The organism is Limisphaerales bacterium, assembly GCA_014382585.1.
Taxonomy (GTDB): Bacteria; Verrucomicrobiota; Verrucomicrobiia; order Limisphaerales; family UBA1100; genus JACNJL01.
In genome coordinates this window covers 92,752-109,160 of the sequence record JACNJL010000057.1, presented here as the reverse complement: position 1 = coordinate 109,160, position 16,409 = coordinate 92,752, and the positions used below count along the sequence as shown (strand labels likewise).

The 16,409-nt window shown below is 53.9% G+C and carries 16 protein-coding genes; 7 read left to right on the top strand and 9 right to left on the bottom strand.

The features are described from left to right. Window positions 1-68: 68 nt before the first annotated feature. Window positions 69-1,961, bottom strand: a complete 1,893-nt coding sequence (gene mnmG, locus H8E27_13030) for a tRNA uridine-5-carboxymethylaminomethyl(34) synthesis enzyme MnmG (protein ID MBC8326539.1) — start codon at window positions 1,959-1,961, stop codon at window positions 69-71. Next, entirely contained in the window at window positions 1,942-3,579 is a 1,638-nt protein-coding gene (locus H8E27_13025) for a glucose-6-phosphate isomerase (protein MBC8326538.1), read from the bottom strand. The genes mnmG and H8E27_13025 overlap by 20 nt, the downstream gene beginning before the upstream one ends. A 113-nt stretch (window positions 3,580-3,692) precedes the next feature. Here H8E27_13025 and H8E27_13020 point away from each other — a divergent pair, with 113 nt between their 5' ends. From H8E27_13020 to H8E27_13010, 3 genes are read left to right on the top strand one after another with little or no spacing between them, the layout of a single operon-like run. Further along, on the top strand, window positions 3,693-5,267 hold the full coding sequence (locus tag H8E27_13020; protein MBC8326537.1) for a 2-isopropylmalate synthase: 1,575 nt from the start codon (window positions 3,693-3,695) through the stop codon (window positions 5,265-5,267). Between the two features lie 4 nt (window positions 5,268-5,271). Further along, a complete protein-coding gene (locus tag H8E27_13015; protein ID MBC8326536.1) occupies window positions 5,272-5,868 on the top strand; it encodes a DUF922 domain-containing protein in 597 nt (198 codons plus the stop codon). Between the two features lie 41 nt (window positions 5,869-5,909). Continuing rightward, window positions 5,910-7,163 carry a hypothetical protein gene (locus H8E27_13010; protein MBC8326535.1) on the top strand — a complete coding sequence of 418 codons (1,254 nt, stop codon included), beginning with the start codon at window positions 5,910-5,912 and terminating at the stop codon, window positions 7,161-7,163. Window positions 7,164-7,448: 285 nt separating this feature from the next. Here H8E27_13010 and H8E27_13005 read toward each other — a convergent pair whose 3' ends face one another. From H8E27_13005 to H8E27_12995, 3 genes are all read right to left on the bottom strand, one after another. Then, window positions 7,449-7,754, bottom strand: a complete 306-nt coding sequence (locus tag H8E27_13005; GenBank protein MBC8326534.1) for a hypothetical protein — start codon at window positions 7,752-7,754, stop codon at window positions 7,449-7,451. A 457-nt stretch (window positions 7,755-8,211) separates the two neighbouring features. Further along, a complete protein-coding gene (locus tag H8E27_13000) occupies window positions 8,212-8,835 on the bottom strand; it encodes an ABC transporter permease (GenBank protein MBC8326533.1) in 624 nt (207 codons plus the stop codon). 90 nt (window positions 8,836-8,925) lie between these two features. Further along, window positions 8,926-10,437 (bottom strand): leucine-rich repeat domain-containing protein, encoded by a 1,512-nt coding sequence (locus H8E27_12995; GenBank protein MBC8326532.1) that lies wholly within the window; start codon window positions 10,435-10,437, stop codon window positions 8,926-8,928. A 364-nt stretch (window positions 10,438-10,801) separates the two neighbouring features. On the opposite strand from H8E27_12995, the gene H8E27_12990 reads away from it, so the two are divergent. From H8E27_12990 to H8E27_12980, 3 genes are read left to right on the top strand one after another with little or no spacing between them, the layout of a single operon-like run. Next, entirely contained in the window at window positions 10,802-11,410 is a 609-nt protein-coding gene (locus H8E27_12990) for a uracil-DNA glycosylase (GenBank protein MBC8326531.1), read from the top strand. A 56-nt stretch (window positions 11,411-11,466) separates the two neighbouring features. Then, window positions 11,467-12,279 carry a pyrroline-5-carboxylate reductase gene (proC, locus tag H8E27_12985; GenBank protein ID MBC8326530.1) on the top strand — a complete coding sequence of 271 codons (813 nt, stop codon included), beginning with the start codon at window positions 11,467-11,469 and terminating at the stop codon, window positions 12,277-12,279. Window positions 12,280-12,291: 12 nt separating this feature from the next. Beyond that, the gene (locus H8E27_12980) at window positions 12,292-13,488 is read left to right on the top strand and encodes an AI-2E family transporter (protein MBC8326529.1); all 1,197 of its coding nucleotides are present in this window, start codon (window positions 12,292-12,294) and stop codon (window positions 13,486-13,488) included. Here H8E27_12980 and H8E27_12975 read toward each other — a convergent pair. The 4 genes from H8E27_12975 to H8E27_12960 all read right to left on the bottom strand — a co-directional run bounded on the left by H8E27_12975 (window position 13,485) and on the right by H8E27_12960 (window position 16,003). Next, window positions 13,485-14,075, bottom strand: a complete 591-nt coding sequence (locus H8E27_12975; protein MBC8326528.1) for an HAD-IA family hydrolase — start codon at window positions 14,073-14,075, stop codon at window positions 13,485-13,487. The genes H8E27_12980 and H8E27_12975 overlap by 4 nt on opposite strands. Then, entirely contained in the window at window positions 14,075-15,145 is a 1,071-nt protein-coding gene (gene prfA / locus H8E27_12970) for a peptide chain release factor 1 (protein ID MBC8326527.1), read from the bottom strand. Before prfA ends, H8E27_12975 begins: the two co-directional genes overlap by 1 nt. A gap of 80 nt (window positions 15,146-15,225) precedes the next feature. Beyond that, window positions 15,226-15,510 carry a type B 50S ribosomal protein L31 gene (locus H8E27_12965; protein MBC8326526.1) on the bottom strand — a complete coding sequence of 95 codons (285 nt, stop codon included), beginning with the start codon at window positions 15,508-15,510 and terminating at the stop codon, window positions 15,226-15,228. 55 nt (window positions 15,511-15,565) lie between these two features. Further along, window positions 15,566-16,003, bottom strand: coding sequence for a DUF393 domain-containing protein (locus H8E27_12960; GenBank protein ID MBC8326525.1), 438 nt, complete (start codon window positions 16,001-16,003; stop codon window positions 15,566-15,568). 59 nt (window positions 16,004-16,062) lie between these two features. Here H8E27_12960 and H8E27_12955 point away from each other — a divergent pair, with 59 nt between their 5' ends. Then, window positions 16,063-16,404 (top strand): 4a-hydroxytetrahydrobiopterin dehydratase, encoded by a 342-nt coding sequence (locus H8E27_12955; protein MBC8326524.1) that lies wholly within the window; start codon window positions 16,063-16,065, stop codon window positions 16,402-16,404. Window positions 16,405-16,409 lie beyond the last annotated feature (5 nt).

Here is a 16,409-nt window from a genome sequence, read left to right as displayed (position 1 = left end):
TTTCAGGTCGCGCTTGTGGATCGGGTTTTTCTCGGGCCTTTGGCGTTTGGTCTTTGAGATTTCCAAACTCACTCACTCACGTCGGCCTCTTTCGGCCCGCGTTTCATTTGAACCATCACGAGGCTAATGTCTGAAGGCGAAATGCCAGAGATGCGCGAGGCTTGCCCGAGCGTGGCGGGTTGATGGTCGATGAGCTTCTGCCGGGCCTCATTTCGTAAGCCCGTGATGCCGGCGTAATCTAGCCACCGGGGAATCTGCTTGTCCTCCATCGTGCGAAAACGCGCCACTTCGGCTTCTTGTCGCTCCACGTAGCCGGCATATTTCACCGTGATCTCCACTTGCCGCCGCACCTCTTCTGACAACGTTTCATCACTCTGCGGCAAGTTTTCATACTTCACATCATTCCGCCGCAACACCTGCGCCAACGAATTCGACCCGTCAAACGTCTTCCCCAACCGCTCAATCTCATTTTCCACTGCTATCTTTTTCTTAGAAAAAACATCAAATAACCGACCAGAAAGCACTCCTTTATCGTTGCCGATTTCTGAAAGTCTCATATCTGCGTTGTCCTGACGTAGCAACAATCTGTATTCTGCGCGGCTGGTGAACATCCGATATGGCTCGAGTGTGCCTTTGGTGATGAGATCATCTATGAGCACGCCGATGTACGCTTGATCGCGCCGAAGCACCAGCGGCTCCTTTTCCTGGGCACGAAGCGCGGCATTGATCCCCGCCATCAGCCCTTGAGCGCCGGCCTCTTCATAGCCGGAAGTGCCATTGATTTGACCGGCCAAAAACAGATTGCGACAGGGCTTGGATTCGAGGGAAGGGTGTAGCTGGCGCGGCGAGGCAAAATCGTATTCCACCGCATAAGCCGGACGAAGAATCTCGGCGTTCTCACAACCCTTAATCGTGCGCACCATCTCAATCTGCACCTCAAAAGGCAAACAAGTCGAAAACCCGTTCACGTAAATTTCATCCGTAGCAATGCCTTCCGGTTCCAGGAAAATTTGATGGGTCTCCTTGTCCTCAAACCGCACAATTTTGTCCTCAATCGAGGGGCAATAACGCGGCCCAACCCCGTCGATCACGCCCGAATACATCGGCGATTTATGCAGGTTTTCCTTGATAATTGAGGCTGTTTTGCTCGATGTCCACGTAATCCAGCATTTTAATTGGCCGCCAATTTGGTCTAAAATAGATCCTTTCGGATACTTGCTCCCCGAATGTTCCACGTGGAACGCCTCATCCTGCTCAGCATCTTTCCAAAAGGAAAAGTACGGCACCGGCTCATCACCGGGCTGTTCCTCAAGCTGGGAAAAATCAATGGAACGCTTCAGCAACCGCGGCGGCGTCCCCGTCTTCAGCCGGCCCAGCTCCAAGCCCACTTCCTGCAGTGATCCGGATAACCCCGTTTCAGCCGCTTCGCCGGAGCGGCCGCCTTTTTGTTTCGCATCACCCACGTGCATTAGTCCGCGCAAAAAAGTGCCCGTGGTGATAACGGTCGTTTTCCCATAATATTGAACCCCCATCGCCGTCTCGACGCCGAGCACTTCGCGATCCTTGTGCATTAATCTGGAAACCTGCCCTTGCTGGATAGTAAGATTGGGTTCGCGCTCGCAAACCCATTTCATTCGAAACTGATACGCCTTTTTGTCGCATTGCGCCCGCGGAGCCCAAACAGCGGGGCCTTTTTTCAGGTTGAGCATTCGAAACTGCAACCCCGTCATATCCGTGCACTTGCCCATTTCACCGCCAAGCGCGTCGATTTCCCGCGCCAAATGGCCTTTTGCCAACCCGCCAATCGCCGGATTGCAGCTCATTTGGCCGATGGTGTCCACATTCGTGGTCAACATCAGCACCTCGCAGCCCATCCGCGCCGCCGCCAGCGCAGCCTCCACCCCCGCGTGGCCGGCGCCCACAACGATCACGTCAAAATCTTTAGGATATCGGAAACTCATTTTCTTCGCCTCTTGGCAAACCATACAGAGCATCAAACCGCCATTCCCCGTCGATTTTTTCTAACCGACCATTCGCAGCCAAATGTTCGCAAATTTTGTAAACCGTCTCCGTGTCGTCGACCGACAACGTTTCCATCGCCAAATCTTCGACCGACATCGGATTTCCATCCCGCCGCATTAAGCACTCGAAAATAGCCAACTGCACCTCAATCACCCTTTCGGCAGCCTTTTTGCCAGCCTCAACGCCCGGCTGATGATAAGCATTTACATTAATGAGCGACGCATAAAAACCCACCGCCCGCTCATAAAGCGCAATCAACACTCCAACCGAAAACGGCGAAACATCCGGAATCGTCAGCGTGATTGATTCCCGCCCGCTCTCATAAAGCGCCTTGCGCGTGCCTTGGAAAAACCCACTGAGATAGTCTCCCGAAGTAATCATCCCGTGTTCCACGTGGAACATTTCCCCCGCCCGCTCTTCCAACACCTCGATAAATGTCGCAAAAAAATTCGGCACGCCATCTCGCAATTGCTGAATATATGCGTGCTGATCAGTCGATCCCTTGTTGCCGTAAACTGCGATTCCCTGATTGACCACTTGTCCATCCAGGTCTTTTTCCTTGCCCAAGGATTCCATTATTAATTGCTGTAGATAACGTGAAAGTAATTCTAATCGGTCTTTATATGGCAATATTACCATATCTTTATCCCCTTTACCGTTGCAGCAATAATGCCACGCCAGGGCAAGGCGGGCGGCCGGGTTGGTGTTTGCGTCGGGTTTTCGGGTCAATTCATCACAAGCTGCGGCCCCGGCCAGGAATTGGTCGATGTCGATTCCTTGAAGCGCAGCAGGCAATAAACCGACCGTGGCGGTTTCGCTGGAGCGACCGCCCACCCAGTCCCACATTGGGAACCGTTTCAGCCAGCCATCAGCTTCCGCAATTTTATCGAGCTTGCTGCTTTCACCGGTTACCGCGCAGGCGTGTTTGGCAAAATCCAAACCTTCACGCTCAAACGCTGCTTTTGCCTCCAGCATTCCGTTGCGGGTTTCTTTGGTTCCACCGGACTTAGAAATGACGATTACCAGTGTTTTTGACAGAGTTTCACCTATTTCTTCGATATCTTTATCGATACCGTTCGGGTCTGTGTTGTCAAAAAACCATAGTCTCATGCGGTCTAAATTGGGTTGACCGAGGGCGTGTGACACGAATTGCGGGCCAAGCGCGGAGCCGCCGATGCCGATAAGTAGTAGATTTTCAAACGGGCCATCGGGTCCGGCGAGTTTGCCTTCGTGTACATCGGCGGCGAATGATTTGATATCGTCCAGCGCGGATGTGATTTGGGTTGTGATTTCTTCGGTGGGCGCAAGCGATGCGTTCCGCAGCCAATAATGTCCGACCATTCGGTTTTCGTCGGGATTGGCAATGGCGCCACCTTCAAGCTCAGTCATCGCGGTGAAAGCGCGATCCATCGCGGGCCGCATCGTCTCGAAAAAGTCATCGGCGAAATCGATGCGACTAAGATCCAGCGAGAGATCGATTTCGGGATGAAAAGTGGTGCGCTTTTTATAGCGCGCCCAAAGTTTTAATGAATGAGTTTCCACGGGGCGGAGCAGCATACCGCGCAAACGGGGGAACTTTCAACCTTCTCTACATTGTATATCGTGACTGGCAGTGGAGCCTGTTTTTTGGTAAACACATTTCCGCGAAGGACAACTTCGGAAGGAAGCGCATGAGCAACAACAAAGTTTTAATTTTCGACACCACGCTGCGCGATGGCGAGCAATGTCCGGGGGCCTCAATGAATCTGCGCGAAAAGCTCGCAGTAGCGCGGCAGTTGAGCCGGTTGAATGTGGACGTCATTGAGGCAGGCTTCCCGGTCATAAGCGAAGGCGATTTCACCGCGGTGCAAACCATTTCCAAACAAATCAAGAACGCGCAAATCGCCGGCCTCGCGCGTTGCGTAAACAAGGACATTGACGCCGCCGGTGCAGCGGTGAAGCCCGCGGGGAAGCGCGGCCGCATACACGTTTTTTTGGCGACCTCAAAAATTCATCGCGAACACAAGCTCGGCAAAGCGCAGGATCAAATTTTGAAACTGGCGGTGGATGGCGTGAAGCGAGCGCGCAAATATGTAAAGGACGTAGAATTCTCTCCGGAAGACGGCTCGCGCACCGAACCGGATTTTTTGGTGGAGATTTGCAAAGCGGTAGTCAAGGCCGGCGCAACGACGGTCAATATCCCGGACACCGTCGGCTGGGCCGTGCCCGATCAGTACGGCGCGCTCATCGCGCACTTGCACGACAAGGTTTCGGAATTCCAAACCGGCAAAGCGATCATCAGCGTCCATTGCCATAATGACCTCGGCCTCGCGGTGGCCAATTCGTTGGCGGCGGTGAAGGCCGGCGCGCGGCAAGTGGAGTGCACGGTGAACGGCATTGGCGAACGCGCGGGCAACGCCGCGTTGGAGGAAATCGTGATGGCGCTCCAAACGCGGAAGGATGTGTTCCGCGGTTTTTCGTGCGGTATCAATTCCAAAGAAATTGTGAAAGCGTCCAAACTCGTTGCGCGGATGAGTGGGTTACCGGTGCAACGCAGCAAAGCGATTGTCGGCGAAAATGCCTTTGCCCACTCGAGCGGCATTCATCAGGACGGCATTTTGAAGAAACGTGAGACGTATGAAATAATGGATCCACGTAAAGTGGGGTGGGGCAAAACCGAGCTGCCGCTCACCAAGCACAGCGGCCGCGCGGCGGTGGCGGCGCGCTTGAAGCATTTGGGATTTAAGCTGTCCACTTCGGATGTCGCCGCGTTGTTCAATCACTTCAAAGAGATCGGCGACAAGAAAAAATTTGTGTACGACGAGGATCTTTCCGCCTTGGTGGAAGACATTCTCACGACTGTGCCGGAGACGTGGGCACTCGATTATTTGAATGTGTCCACCGGCAACCAAACCGTGCCGACGGCCACGGTACGCTTGCTGAAAACCAACGGGAAAAAAACAGAATCTGAACAAGACGCCGGCATCGGCGATGGGCCGGTGGATGCCGCGCTCAAAGCGATCGATCGCATCACGCACACGACCGGCAAGTTGATGGATTACGCGCTGCACTCGGTATCGCAAGGCAAGGACGCGTTGGGCGAGGTGTCAGTGAAAGTGGATTTCGGTGACGGCAAACTGGTGGCCGGCCGCGGCGCCAGCACGGACATCATCGAAGCCAGCGCGCGCGCTTATTTAAATGCGGTGAATCGTCATTTGGACACCAGCGGTATTCAAACTACAAAAACAAACCGCGGCAAACCGTGAGGGCATGAAACCGACTTTGATCCTCTTGGCCTTGCTCGTCAGCTGGACACTTCCGGCAGCTGATCGGCCCGGCGGCAAGTTGACCGCCAAACGAGCCACTCAATTTTACGACATCCGCGGGCGCACTCCCAACACCCTGCGCAAGGCGTTGGACGCGCAGGGGCCCTTGAGTCTGGATGGGAAAAAACGGTTCGACGCACGCACGGATTGGACATTGCAGTGGACTTATCAATGGGACGGCAAGCTCGCGCAACAAGCAGGATTTTATCGGCTTAGCGAATGGACGGTGAATGTGAAGTCCACCGTCATCCTTCCGCGCTGGGTTGAGTTCGATGAGGCAAACCCGTTGGAGCAACGCCGTTGGCAGGTTTACATGGCGCGACTCACGCTGCACGAAAACGGACACGCCAAACTCGCCGAGCTCGCCGGCGATGCGGCGAACAAAGCCTTCGCAAATATCAAAGTGTACCCCTCCAGCGCAAAACTCAAGGAAGCCGTGCGGCTCAAGGCACAGGAAATTCTGAAGCTCCATCGCGCAATGGAACTGGAGTACGACCAAAAAACTGATCACGGCAAAAAACAGGGCGCGCGCTTCCCCTAGCCCATGCTTGACGCGCGGGCGCGGGCCGCTACCGTTCGCGCATGAAAGCCACGTTTCTTTTTTGCTGGGCCAGCTTGGCGCTGGTGGGTTCCACCTTGGCCGAAGCTCAATGGTGGAAGGGCAACCTCCACACGCACACGCTGTGGAGCGATGGCGATGATTACCCTGAGCAAATCGCCAAGTGGTACAAGGATCACGACTACCATTTTCTCACGCTCACCGACCACAACACTTTGCAGGCGGGCGAGCGGTGGATCGATGTGATGAAGAGCAAAGGCGGCCCACCCGCACTGGCCAAGTACCGCGCGGCTTGGGGCGACTGGGTGCAAACCCGCGAACGCAACGACCGAATGGAAGTACGCCTGAAAACGCTGTCCGAATTTCGGGGCCGACTAGAGGTGCCCGAAAAATTCCTGTTGATCCAAGGTGAAGAAATCACCGACCGCTGGAAAACCGCGCCGGTGCACATGAACGCCACCAACCTCAAAACACTCATCAAGCCCAGCGGCGGGGACAGTGTTTACGATGTGATGCAGCGCAATATGAACGCGCTGCTCGCCCAACGCAAAGCCACCGGCCAGCCAATGATCCTGCACCTCAATCATCCTAATTTTGGCTGGGGCGTCACGGCGGAAGAACTCATGCGCGTGAAGGGCGAACGATTTTTTGAAGTGTACAACGGCCACCCCATCGTGCGCGACCGCGGTGACAAACTCCACGCCAGCACCGAGCGTATGTGGGACATCATTCTCACCCGCCGCCTCGCCGAACTCAACCTCGGCACCTTGTACGGGCTCGCCACTGATGACGCTCACAACTATCACGGCATCAATCCCAAACACAGCAACACCGGCCGCGGCTGGGTGATGGTGCGCGCGGATAAGTTGGAGGCCAACGCGCTGGTGCGCGCACTGGAAGCCGGCGATTTTTACTCAAGCACGGGCGTGACATTGAGCGAGGTTCAACGCTCGCCGAAAATGTTATCGCTCACCATCGCCACCGAGCCGGGCGTGGAATACACCACACAATTTATTGGCACCCGTAAGAATTATGATAAAGCACACAAACCATACTCGGTGGCCAGTGGTGCTAAGTTGCGCGTTACTCATCAATACAGCGATGACATCGGCACGGTGCTCGCCACGGTGAAAGGCAAGCACGCGGAGTATCGTTTGAAAGGCGACGAAATTTATGTGCGCGCCAAAGTCACCGCCTCCAATCGCGTGCGCAATCCGCGCGGCTATCCGGAATTTCAATCCGCCTGGGTACAGCCGATGGAACCGCGCGGACGTTAAAAAAATCAGCCCAAAAAAAGCCGGACCAGGTGGCCTGAAGAGAGCCTTCCTGGTCCGGTGAACTCAGAAACAGTACAAAGTAGGCTACTGTAGGATTTTTGATTCCAACTGTACTGGGAAGGAATCGAAATTATTTGTTTGTGAGTTCGTTTTTTGCACTGCCCCTTGGCTGCAGTGCTGCAGGTAAAAAAGCCACATATTCACGGAAATGTCAAGCTCGGTGAACAAGAAAACCACAACCGGTTGGGTGGACAAATTCACACAACGCAAAATCCTGTGGGTTTTTTAGTCGCCCAGTAGTTTGCGCAAGGTGTCTTTTGCCGCTTCCTCACGGCTGATTTCGCCTTTTGAGGGATCAATTTTTTTGAAGTTGCGCCGCGCGAAATCGAAGTACTCGCAATAGTTGGCGCGGTCTTTTTCATCGACCGGCTCGGCGCGGCGCTCGCGGCATTGATGCGCCACGACGATGTCGAAGTGAACGCAATTGCGGCAGCACCGGAAATCGGTGTTGCAGTCCTCGCACGCATCGCGCCGCCCCGGCGCAGTGGCCAGCGCCCAGTCTTTCCCGCAGTTGAAACAATGCCGCGTCATCGGTTGAGGGTAATCGCGTGAGTAAGTCTGGACAAGCAGCGAGACAAAAAACGCTGGCCTTGTTTTTTAAGGCTCAAATGAAGATCACGTTTGTTTGTGATTATCTTGTCCCGGCTGTGTCCCACTTTTAACGCTGGCGCGTTGGATGAATCCCATAATGAAACAAACAGAAATCGCTCGGTGGTTTATATGATTAAGGGGAGGGAGATCACCGGGCTAAAAATTACTCCCTTGGCCATCTTTTGATTATTCCTTGCGCTTCCTTGATAGTGTCGATTTGCGAATCTAAGGAAATCAAGGTGTTATTAATTGATCTCACGAACGTCAGATGATCAGTGCCCCTATTGTAAATTGCGTCAAGTGAGTTCATGGCAAATGCACGTGCTGTGGTATTATCACTCATCTGAATTAGCACCGCACTCACAGCGCCTGCGGAACGTGAGTTATGCCCATCCATTTATTGCAGTCCTTCAACAGGAATCCAAATCACCCGATCCGCCGGAGTGCCGGTTGTCTTGAGAATTCCCGTTACTGTATATTGATCCTTATGGGGTTTCTTATTTGGGTTGAAATTAAGACCATGATAAGGATGGAATTTTGAGTTTATCTGCAGCTCAAGTTTACGCGCCACCGTATCTCCAATTACAGCCTCCTTATTCCATTGTTTCTCATTCTGAATAAAGAATTCACCTTTAGATAAGTCGTATTTCCTACTTGCGGCATACTTGACGTCAAAAAAATTTAATGTAGTTCCTACAATTCGATATCCCTTATAATTGTCTCCAACTGCAATTGGCACAGCCTGTCGGTAAAAGCGTTTATATCTCTCCCTAAAAATTTTATAATCCTCAGATTTGACCAACCCTGTTGGGGGCCCTATGTGGAACAAACTGTTAAAGACAAGCTGAAGGTGTGAGCCACGAGGGCCAAGTATGGCATCGTACCCGAATTTCTTTTCAGCCAGAATAGTTTCTGCTGCCTCAATGACCTTCGCCGATGCCTCCTTGGTTAAAGGCTTCTTATCCGCTGCCAATACGGATTGGCCCATCACCACCGCACATATCAAGAGGCGTTGTTTCATCTTCGAGGAGGCTAACGATTGGCCCACCTCAGGGCAAGGGGGCATTCATTAACTGCCCTCAAGGAGTTTCACGGGGAGGAATGAGGGCGGTTACTTCGTGGGGTTGCTGTAGATTTTGCACTTCGGCAACGCCTTTTTCAGTTCATCGATCTGTGCCTTGGTGAGAGCGGGGTTGCCACTGAGATGAAGCTCCGTTAACTGCGTGAGCTTCTCCAGTTCCTGCACATCGGCCAGTTGATTGTTATAAAGATACAGCACCGTTAACTGGTTAAGCTGCTCCAGACGTTTCACATCGGTCAGTGGATTGTCACTAAGATGCAACTTCTTTAACTGCGTGAGATTCTCCAGACCTTTGATAGAGGACAGTAGATTGTTATTGAGATTCAGATACGTTAACTGCGTGAGCTTCTCCAGCCCCCTCACATCGGTCAGTTGATTATCACTGAGGGTCAGCGTCCTTAACTCCGTTAACTTCTCTAGAACCTTCACATTACTAAATTTATTCCTGTGGAGATTCAAACCCTTTAACTGCGTGAGTTTCTCCAGACCTTTAGGCAACGCGTCCAATCTGTTACTACTGAGAGACAGATGCGTTAACTGATTAAGTTTCTCCAAGCCCTCCACATCGATCCATTTATTGTAATCGAGATTCAAACTCGTTAACTGTGTGAGATTCTCCAGACCTTTCGGCAACACGGCCAATCTGTTATTACTGAGACGCAGACGCGTTAACTGGTTTAGCTTCTTCAAGCCCTCCACATCAGCCAGCTGATTGTAATCGAGATTCAAACTCGTTAACTTCGTGAGCTTCTCCAGCCCGTTAATATCGGTAAGTCCCTTCTCCCACATATCCAGCTTCGTCACCTTCTCAAAGTCCGCCTTGGTAAGTTCGCCTGTGGTTTTTTGGGAAGCTTTCCGAATCGCAGCCTCAATAACCTTTGCCGATTCTTCCTTGGTTAAAGGGGGGGTGCTCAGGAGATTCGAGCAATTCGGTAACGCCTTGTGTAACTCAGCCAAACCCGGCTTTGTTACTTGGGTGTCGATCAAGCTTAGCCATTTGAGGTTCTTCAGTTTAACCACTTCCTTAAGGCCTAAATCAGTAATATGTGTGCAGTACCATAAACTTAGTTTGGTGAGGTTCTTGAGCTTGGCTACATCCTTAAGGCCCGCGTCAGTGATTTGGGTGCTGTCCAAGCGCAGATAAGTGAGGTTCTCCAGATTGGCTACTTCCTTGAGGCCCGCGTCGGTAATTTGGGTGAAGCCCAAATCTAAGCCGGTGAGATTTTTCATCGCGGCTAACTCTTTAAGGTCTGCATCTGTGATTTGAGTGCTACTCAAGTATAGCGTGGTTAGGTTCTCCAGCTTGGCCAATTCCTTAAGGTCGGTGATATTTTTCAAATAGTTCCTTTCGAACCGAGTCACCTTCTTCAAGTCCGACTTGGTGAGTTCTCCTGTGGATTTCTTGAGTTGCTTGCGAATCGCCTTCTCCACGATGGGGTCGGAAATGAGCTTTTCGGGGTTTGCCGCACTTGTATTGCCATCCTCCTTCTTCCCGCACCCCACCAACGCCACCACGGCTAAAATCAATAGAATCTGTTTCATGTGCCGCGACCCTACAGGAAACTCCTCGCACCCACCGACTACAATAAATCAGAAAGATTATAATGGGATGCAATAACAAGATTCGCCTATTGCGAAAACAACAGTTTCCTCGGCCCGATATGTCCCTTAACGGCTTTTCTTGGGATAACTCTGGACAAGTTTTCCGTGCGCGGGCGGGCGTTGCATTTATGTTGGGTGCGTGACGGCTTATCATCAATTGCTCAATGCCACGGTGGATTATCTGGAAGGCGAGCGGGCGCTTGGGCGGCGGCATGTCAATGTGGATTCCGAAAAATTGTCGGTGCTGTTTCGGCCATTGCCAAAGCTCCCAGTGGAATCAATTCCAGATACGGCTTGTGATTCGATGGCGGATTTACGAACGCAAGCGTTGGCTTGCGCGCGATGCGAGCACCTGGTGGGTTCGCGAAAGCAAGTGGTGTTTGGCGTGGGCAATGAGGCGGCGGATATTTTATTTGTGGGCGAAGCACCGGGCGCGGATGAGGATGCGCAGGGCGAACCGTTTGTCGGTGCGGCGGGGCAGTTGCTGACCAAAATGCTCAAAGCGATGGGCTTGACGCGCGACGGTGTTTACATCGCGAACATTCTTAAGTGCCGACCGGACACGCCCAATCAACGCACCGGTAACCGCGCGCCCACGCCCAAGGAAATGGAAACTTGCTCTGACTGGCTGCATCGGCAGATTGATTTCATCCAACCCAAAGTCATCGTGGCGCTCGGCAAAGTGGCGACGGGGGGATTATTGGAAATGGACAATGCGCCCATTACAAAAATGCGCGGCACTTGGCAAACCTATCGTGGCATCCCTCTGATGCCCACCTTTCATCCAGCATACCTCCTGCATCAGGAATCGATGCAGAACAAACGCACGGTGTGGGAAGATCTTCTGGCGGTGATGGAAAAAACAGGGCTGCCCATCAGCGACAAGCAGCGCGGTTTTTTCCTCAAACACTGATCGAAGGCGCAGGCTTTTGGCTCGTGACGCACGCGGTTTTCTGTTAAGGAAATCGCATGGCCGCTAAACAAACATTGGGTTTCCTCGGCGCAGGGCGAATGGCCACGGCGTTGGCGGGAGGGATGGTGAAGGCAAAGCTTATTACGCCGCGCGCGTTATTTGCCGCGGATGTGGTGACTGCCGCAACGAAGGCATTTGCGAAAGCCACGGGCGGCAAGGCGCTCAGGAAGAATTCCGAGGTGCTTCAAAAAGCGAACGTCATCGTCATCGCAGTAAAGCCGCATCAGGTGGAGGAGTTGCTGAGCTCACTCGCGGATGACGTCACTTCCAAACATCTTTTTATTTCCATCGCGGCCGGCGTGACGATTGCGCAATTGGAAGCGGCGCTCGGCGGCAAGGCGCGGGTGATTCGGGTGATGCCGAATACGCCGGCGTTGGTCGGCGAGGGCGCGGCGGGGTTTGCGCGTGGCACGCGTGCAACGGTGGCGGATGCAAAACTGGCGGCGCGGATGTTGGGCGCGGTGGGGTTAGCGGTTGAAGTGCCGGAGCGGCTCATCAACGCGGTGACCGGCTTGAGCGGCAGCGGGCCGGCGTATGGATTTCAAATCATTGAGGCGTTGAGCGATGGCGGAGTAGCGGCGGGTTTGCCGCGTGAGCTTTCCACGCAACTGGCGGCGCAGACAATGCTCGGCGCAGCGAAAATGGTGTTGGAAACCGGCGAACACCCCGGCACACTCAAAGACCGCGTGGCCAGCCCCGGCGGCACGACCATCGAGGGCCTCCACGAAATGGAAGCAGCGGGTGTGCGCAACGCGTTGATCAATGCGGTGCGCGCCTCGGCAGACAAAGCAGGCACGCTCGGGGATTAACAATAAAGTAAGATGCCTTTCCCTTCGCCATCGGATAAGCAGGCGAAAGTGCTGTGGTTCTCCGTCACAGTGCTGGCCATCGCTGTGTTCCTCGCACTTCTGGCGCTGATGTTTTACGGCGTGGGTTGGATGCTCGACCGCCTCTCGCCGGTGCTATTGCCATTGGCCATCGCGGGCATCTTGGCGTTTCTGCTGAATCCGTTGGTGGATTATTTTGAACCTAAAATGTCTGCCAAAGTCAGTTTCCTGTTTGCCAAAATCCGAAATCCAAAACGTGTGAAGGCGATCTTGTTGGTGTTGATGATTGGGTTTTGCATCATCACCGCGCTCACGATGGTTATGCTCACCACGGTGGTGCCGGAGATGTTGAAGTTGGCCGAGGAAACCAAAGTGGAATACGTGCAGCAAAACATTCGCAACTGGGCGGCTGAACACAAGGACACCGATTGGGGCAAGGTGATGATGGTGCGCAAACTGGAAACAATCGATCTCAGCGCACTGATGGTTGCGGGCGAACAACAGCTCACGCGGTTTTCCGAGAAGGGATTTTCCGAAGCCATCGCGTTGATTGGGCTGTTGGCGGGCTTGGCGTTGGTGCCGGTTTACGTTTTTTATTTCCTGTTGGAAGCGCGCACCATTGAAATGAAATGGAGCGATTACCTCCCGCTCAAGGAATCGCGATTCAAAGAAGAGGCGGTATTCGTGCTGTCGTCCTTTAACGATTGTCTCGTGGTGTTTTTTCGCGGCCAGGTGTTGGTGGCGTTTTGTGTGGGCGTTTGCCTCTCGGTTGGATTTTCAATCATTGGGCTGCCGTACGCGATCCTCATCGGGCTGGCGGCGGGGCTGCTCGGCATCATTCCATACTTCGGTGTGATCGCCTCGGCCATTCCGGTCCTATTACTGTCGCTGGCGTATGGCGACCAAATGATTGTGGACGGGGCAGCGGCGCCGATGGTGGCATTAATGGTTTGTGCGTTGGTTTTGTTTTTGGAGAAAACAGTGATCCAACCCAAAATCATTGGTGACCGCGTGGGAATGCATCCAGTGGCGGTGATCATTTCGGTGCTAATGGGTGCCACACTGGTGGGCGGTGTAATTGGTGGTTTGCTCGCCATTCCAGTGGCGATGGCGTTGCGCACGGTGTTGTTCCGGTACGTGTGGGTGCGGCGGCAGATGCCTGAGAAGGCCACGCAAATGGAAGTGCTTTAATCGGTGATATTTTCCGGCAGCACGCCGGCGATAGTGCGCACATCAACGGCGTCCATATGCGCGGCGCGGATGGCTTCCAGACCTAAATCAGTATCCTCAAATGCGCGGCAATCTTCTGGCGGCACGCCGAGCAATGCGGCGGCTTTCAAAAAAGTATCCGGCGCGGGTTTGTGATTTTTTACGTCGTCACTCGTGACGAGTGCCTGAAACCAATCCGCCACGCCAAGGCGCTCGAGCAGCGGGCGAATGTATTTCGTTCGGCCGCCGGTGGCGATGGCCATCGGGAGCTTGCCGATGTGTTCGCGGGCGATGGCGGCGATGGGGGCGATGAGTTCCACCTCGTCCATCAGTGGTAAGTAAGCCTCTTCTTTTTGTCGGGAAATTTCCGCAGGATCAAAGTCGAGGCCTTGTTCCTGTTTGAGCATCGCCAGAATTTTTTGCGAAGGCACGCCGCCGAGTTTGTAAAAGCGTGCCTCGGAAAGTTTGATGCCGTTGTGTTGACAGACGCTGTTCCACGCGCGCCAGTGCAGAGGCATACTGTCGGCAAGCGTGCCGTCGCAGTCGAAGATGAGGGCGCGGGGTTGCATCAGGCTTGGAGGGCGGCGAGTTTTTCCTCCAAGTCATTTTGGATGAGGGGCGCGATCATCTCGCCAATGTCGCCCTCGATGAATGTGGACAGACTGTGCATCGTGAGATCAATGCGATGGTCGGTCACGCGGCTTTGCGGGAAATTATAAGTGCGAATGCGTTCGTTACGTTCGCCGGTGCCCACTTGCGCTTTGCGCTCGGCGGCGTACTTGGCATTTTCCTCAGCGAGCATTTGATCGAGCAAACGCGCACGCAGCACTTTCATTGCCTTGGCGCGGTTTTTGATTTGGCTGCGTTCATCCGAACATCGCACGATTAGACCGGTCGGTTTGTGAATTATTTGCACTGCGGAATCCGTGGTGTTTACGCCTTGCCCGCCTGGCCCGCTGGCGCGCGTTGCGGAGATGTCCAGTTCCTCAGGCTTAATTTCAATATCTACTTCCTCCGCCTCAGGTAACACTGCCACAGTGACCGTGCTGGTGTGAATCCGCCCGCTCGCCTCGGTGGCTGGCACGCGCTGGACGCGATGCACGCCGCTTTCGAATTTCATTTGCTTGTAAACTTCTTCGCCCCCGAGGCTGAAAATGATTTCTTTGTAACCGCCCATCGCTGCGTCGCTGGTGCTCATCAGCTCGTGTTTCCAGCCTTGGGCGGAGGCAAAGTGGATATACATCCGAAATAGATCACCGACAAAAAGCGCGGCTTCATCGCCCCCGGCACCCGCGCGAATTTCGATAATTGTATTGCGCGAGTCCGCGGCATCCGGCGGCACGAGGCCGAGTTCCACTTCCTTTTCGAGCAAGGGAATTTCAGTTTCCAAACGCGTAACTTCTTCTGCAGCCATCTCAGCCATCTCATCACCGCCATCGACCAATTCCTGATTTTCCGCCAATTCCTCGCGCGCTTTCAAATATTGTTCACCTTTGACCACCAAATTCTTTAGGCGCGAATATTCGCGGCCCAGTTCCTGTGCGCGCCGGTTGTTTTCAAAAACCTTGGGGTCGCCCAGCTCGATCTCCACCTCGGCCATTCGGGCGGCGAATTTTTCAATGTGGGGTTGCAGGTCCATCCGGAAAAAATTGGGGAAGGGCGGGAAAAAAGAAACCACCCGCCACGGCACAAACCGGGCGGGCGGTTAAAAAGGATTCGCTATTTTTTTGTTTTAGCGGCGCGAGCCTCGGCGATGGCTTTGGCCTTGGCGGCGCGTTGTTGGAACTTGTCGACGCGACCGGCAGTATCCACAAATTTTTGTTGGCCGGTGTAAAAGGGATGGGAGGTGCTGCTAATACCCATTTGGTACAGCGGGTATTCTTCGCCCTCAAAGGTGGTTGTTTCCCTCGTGGGCGCGCAGGAGCGGGTGAGGAATTCCTCGCCATTGCTCGTGTCACGAAAAACCATCGGGCGGTATTTATCAGGATGAATGTCCGTCTTCATAAATCGGGGCGGGGAATCTAACAGCCACAGGATACTTGGCAAGCGTGAATTTCGGTCATTTTTCCGCTGGTTTTGTGGTGGTTTCCCCATCACGCCGGCGTTGGGGCAAAATATCGCAGGCGCCTTGGCAGCCAAAAACCTTACTGATGAGGTGCCGATTGCGGCTCACGCCTGCGTAAATTGCTTCGGCAATCCAGATAATTCCCGGCACCCAAAGCACCCACGCCATCGGCACCAGCAGCGGCATTCGCAGCCCAATGAACCGCAACGCCCGCGCGCCGCGCAGCACGTTGCCCTCTGCATTGACGCAATGAATCGCCTCCATCAGCCCCTCCCGCGTCAGCCCCGGCGCGAGTTTGAGGCACTCGGGATCCGATGCGGGCACCAACCGCGCCACGCCGCACCAATCCAGCCACGTCAGCAAACGCATTTGGAACGTGCACATCCAACATTCGTCATCGTAGAGAATGCAGTGTTTTTTCTGCTCGGTCATTCGCGTCCGGCAGTTTAGGGTTTCCAAACAGCAAAACAAGCCTACACACCCAACCGATGATGAGCGAAGAATCCTGCAGCCTCTCCCAACGCGAATGCAAACCCTGCCAAGGCGGCGTGCCGCCGCTCGCGGGCGAGGCATTGGCACAACTGGCCGCCGAACTCGGCAATGACTGGCACGTCATCGACGGCCATCATCTCGAAAAAGAATACAGCTTCAAAAACTTCGCCGAGGCACTGGCCTTCACCAATCAGGTCGGCGCGCTCGCCGAAGATATTTTTCATCACCCCGACATCTGTCTCGCGTGGGGCAAAGTGAAGATCACCCTCTGGACCCATAAAATCGACGGCCTCAACGAAGCTGACTTCATCTTCGCTGCCAAAGCTGACGCACTCCTTTAACAACA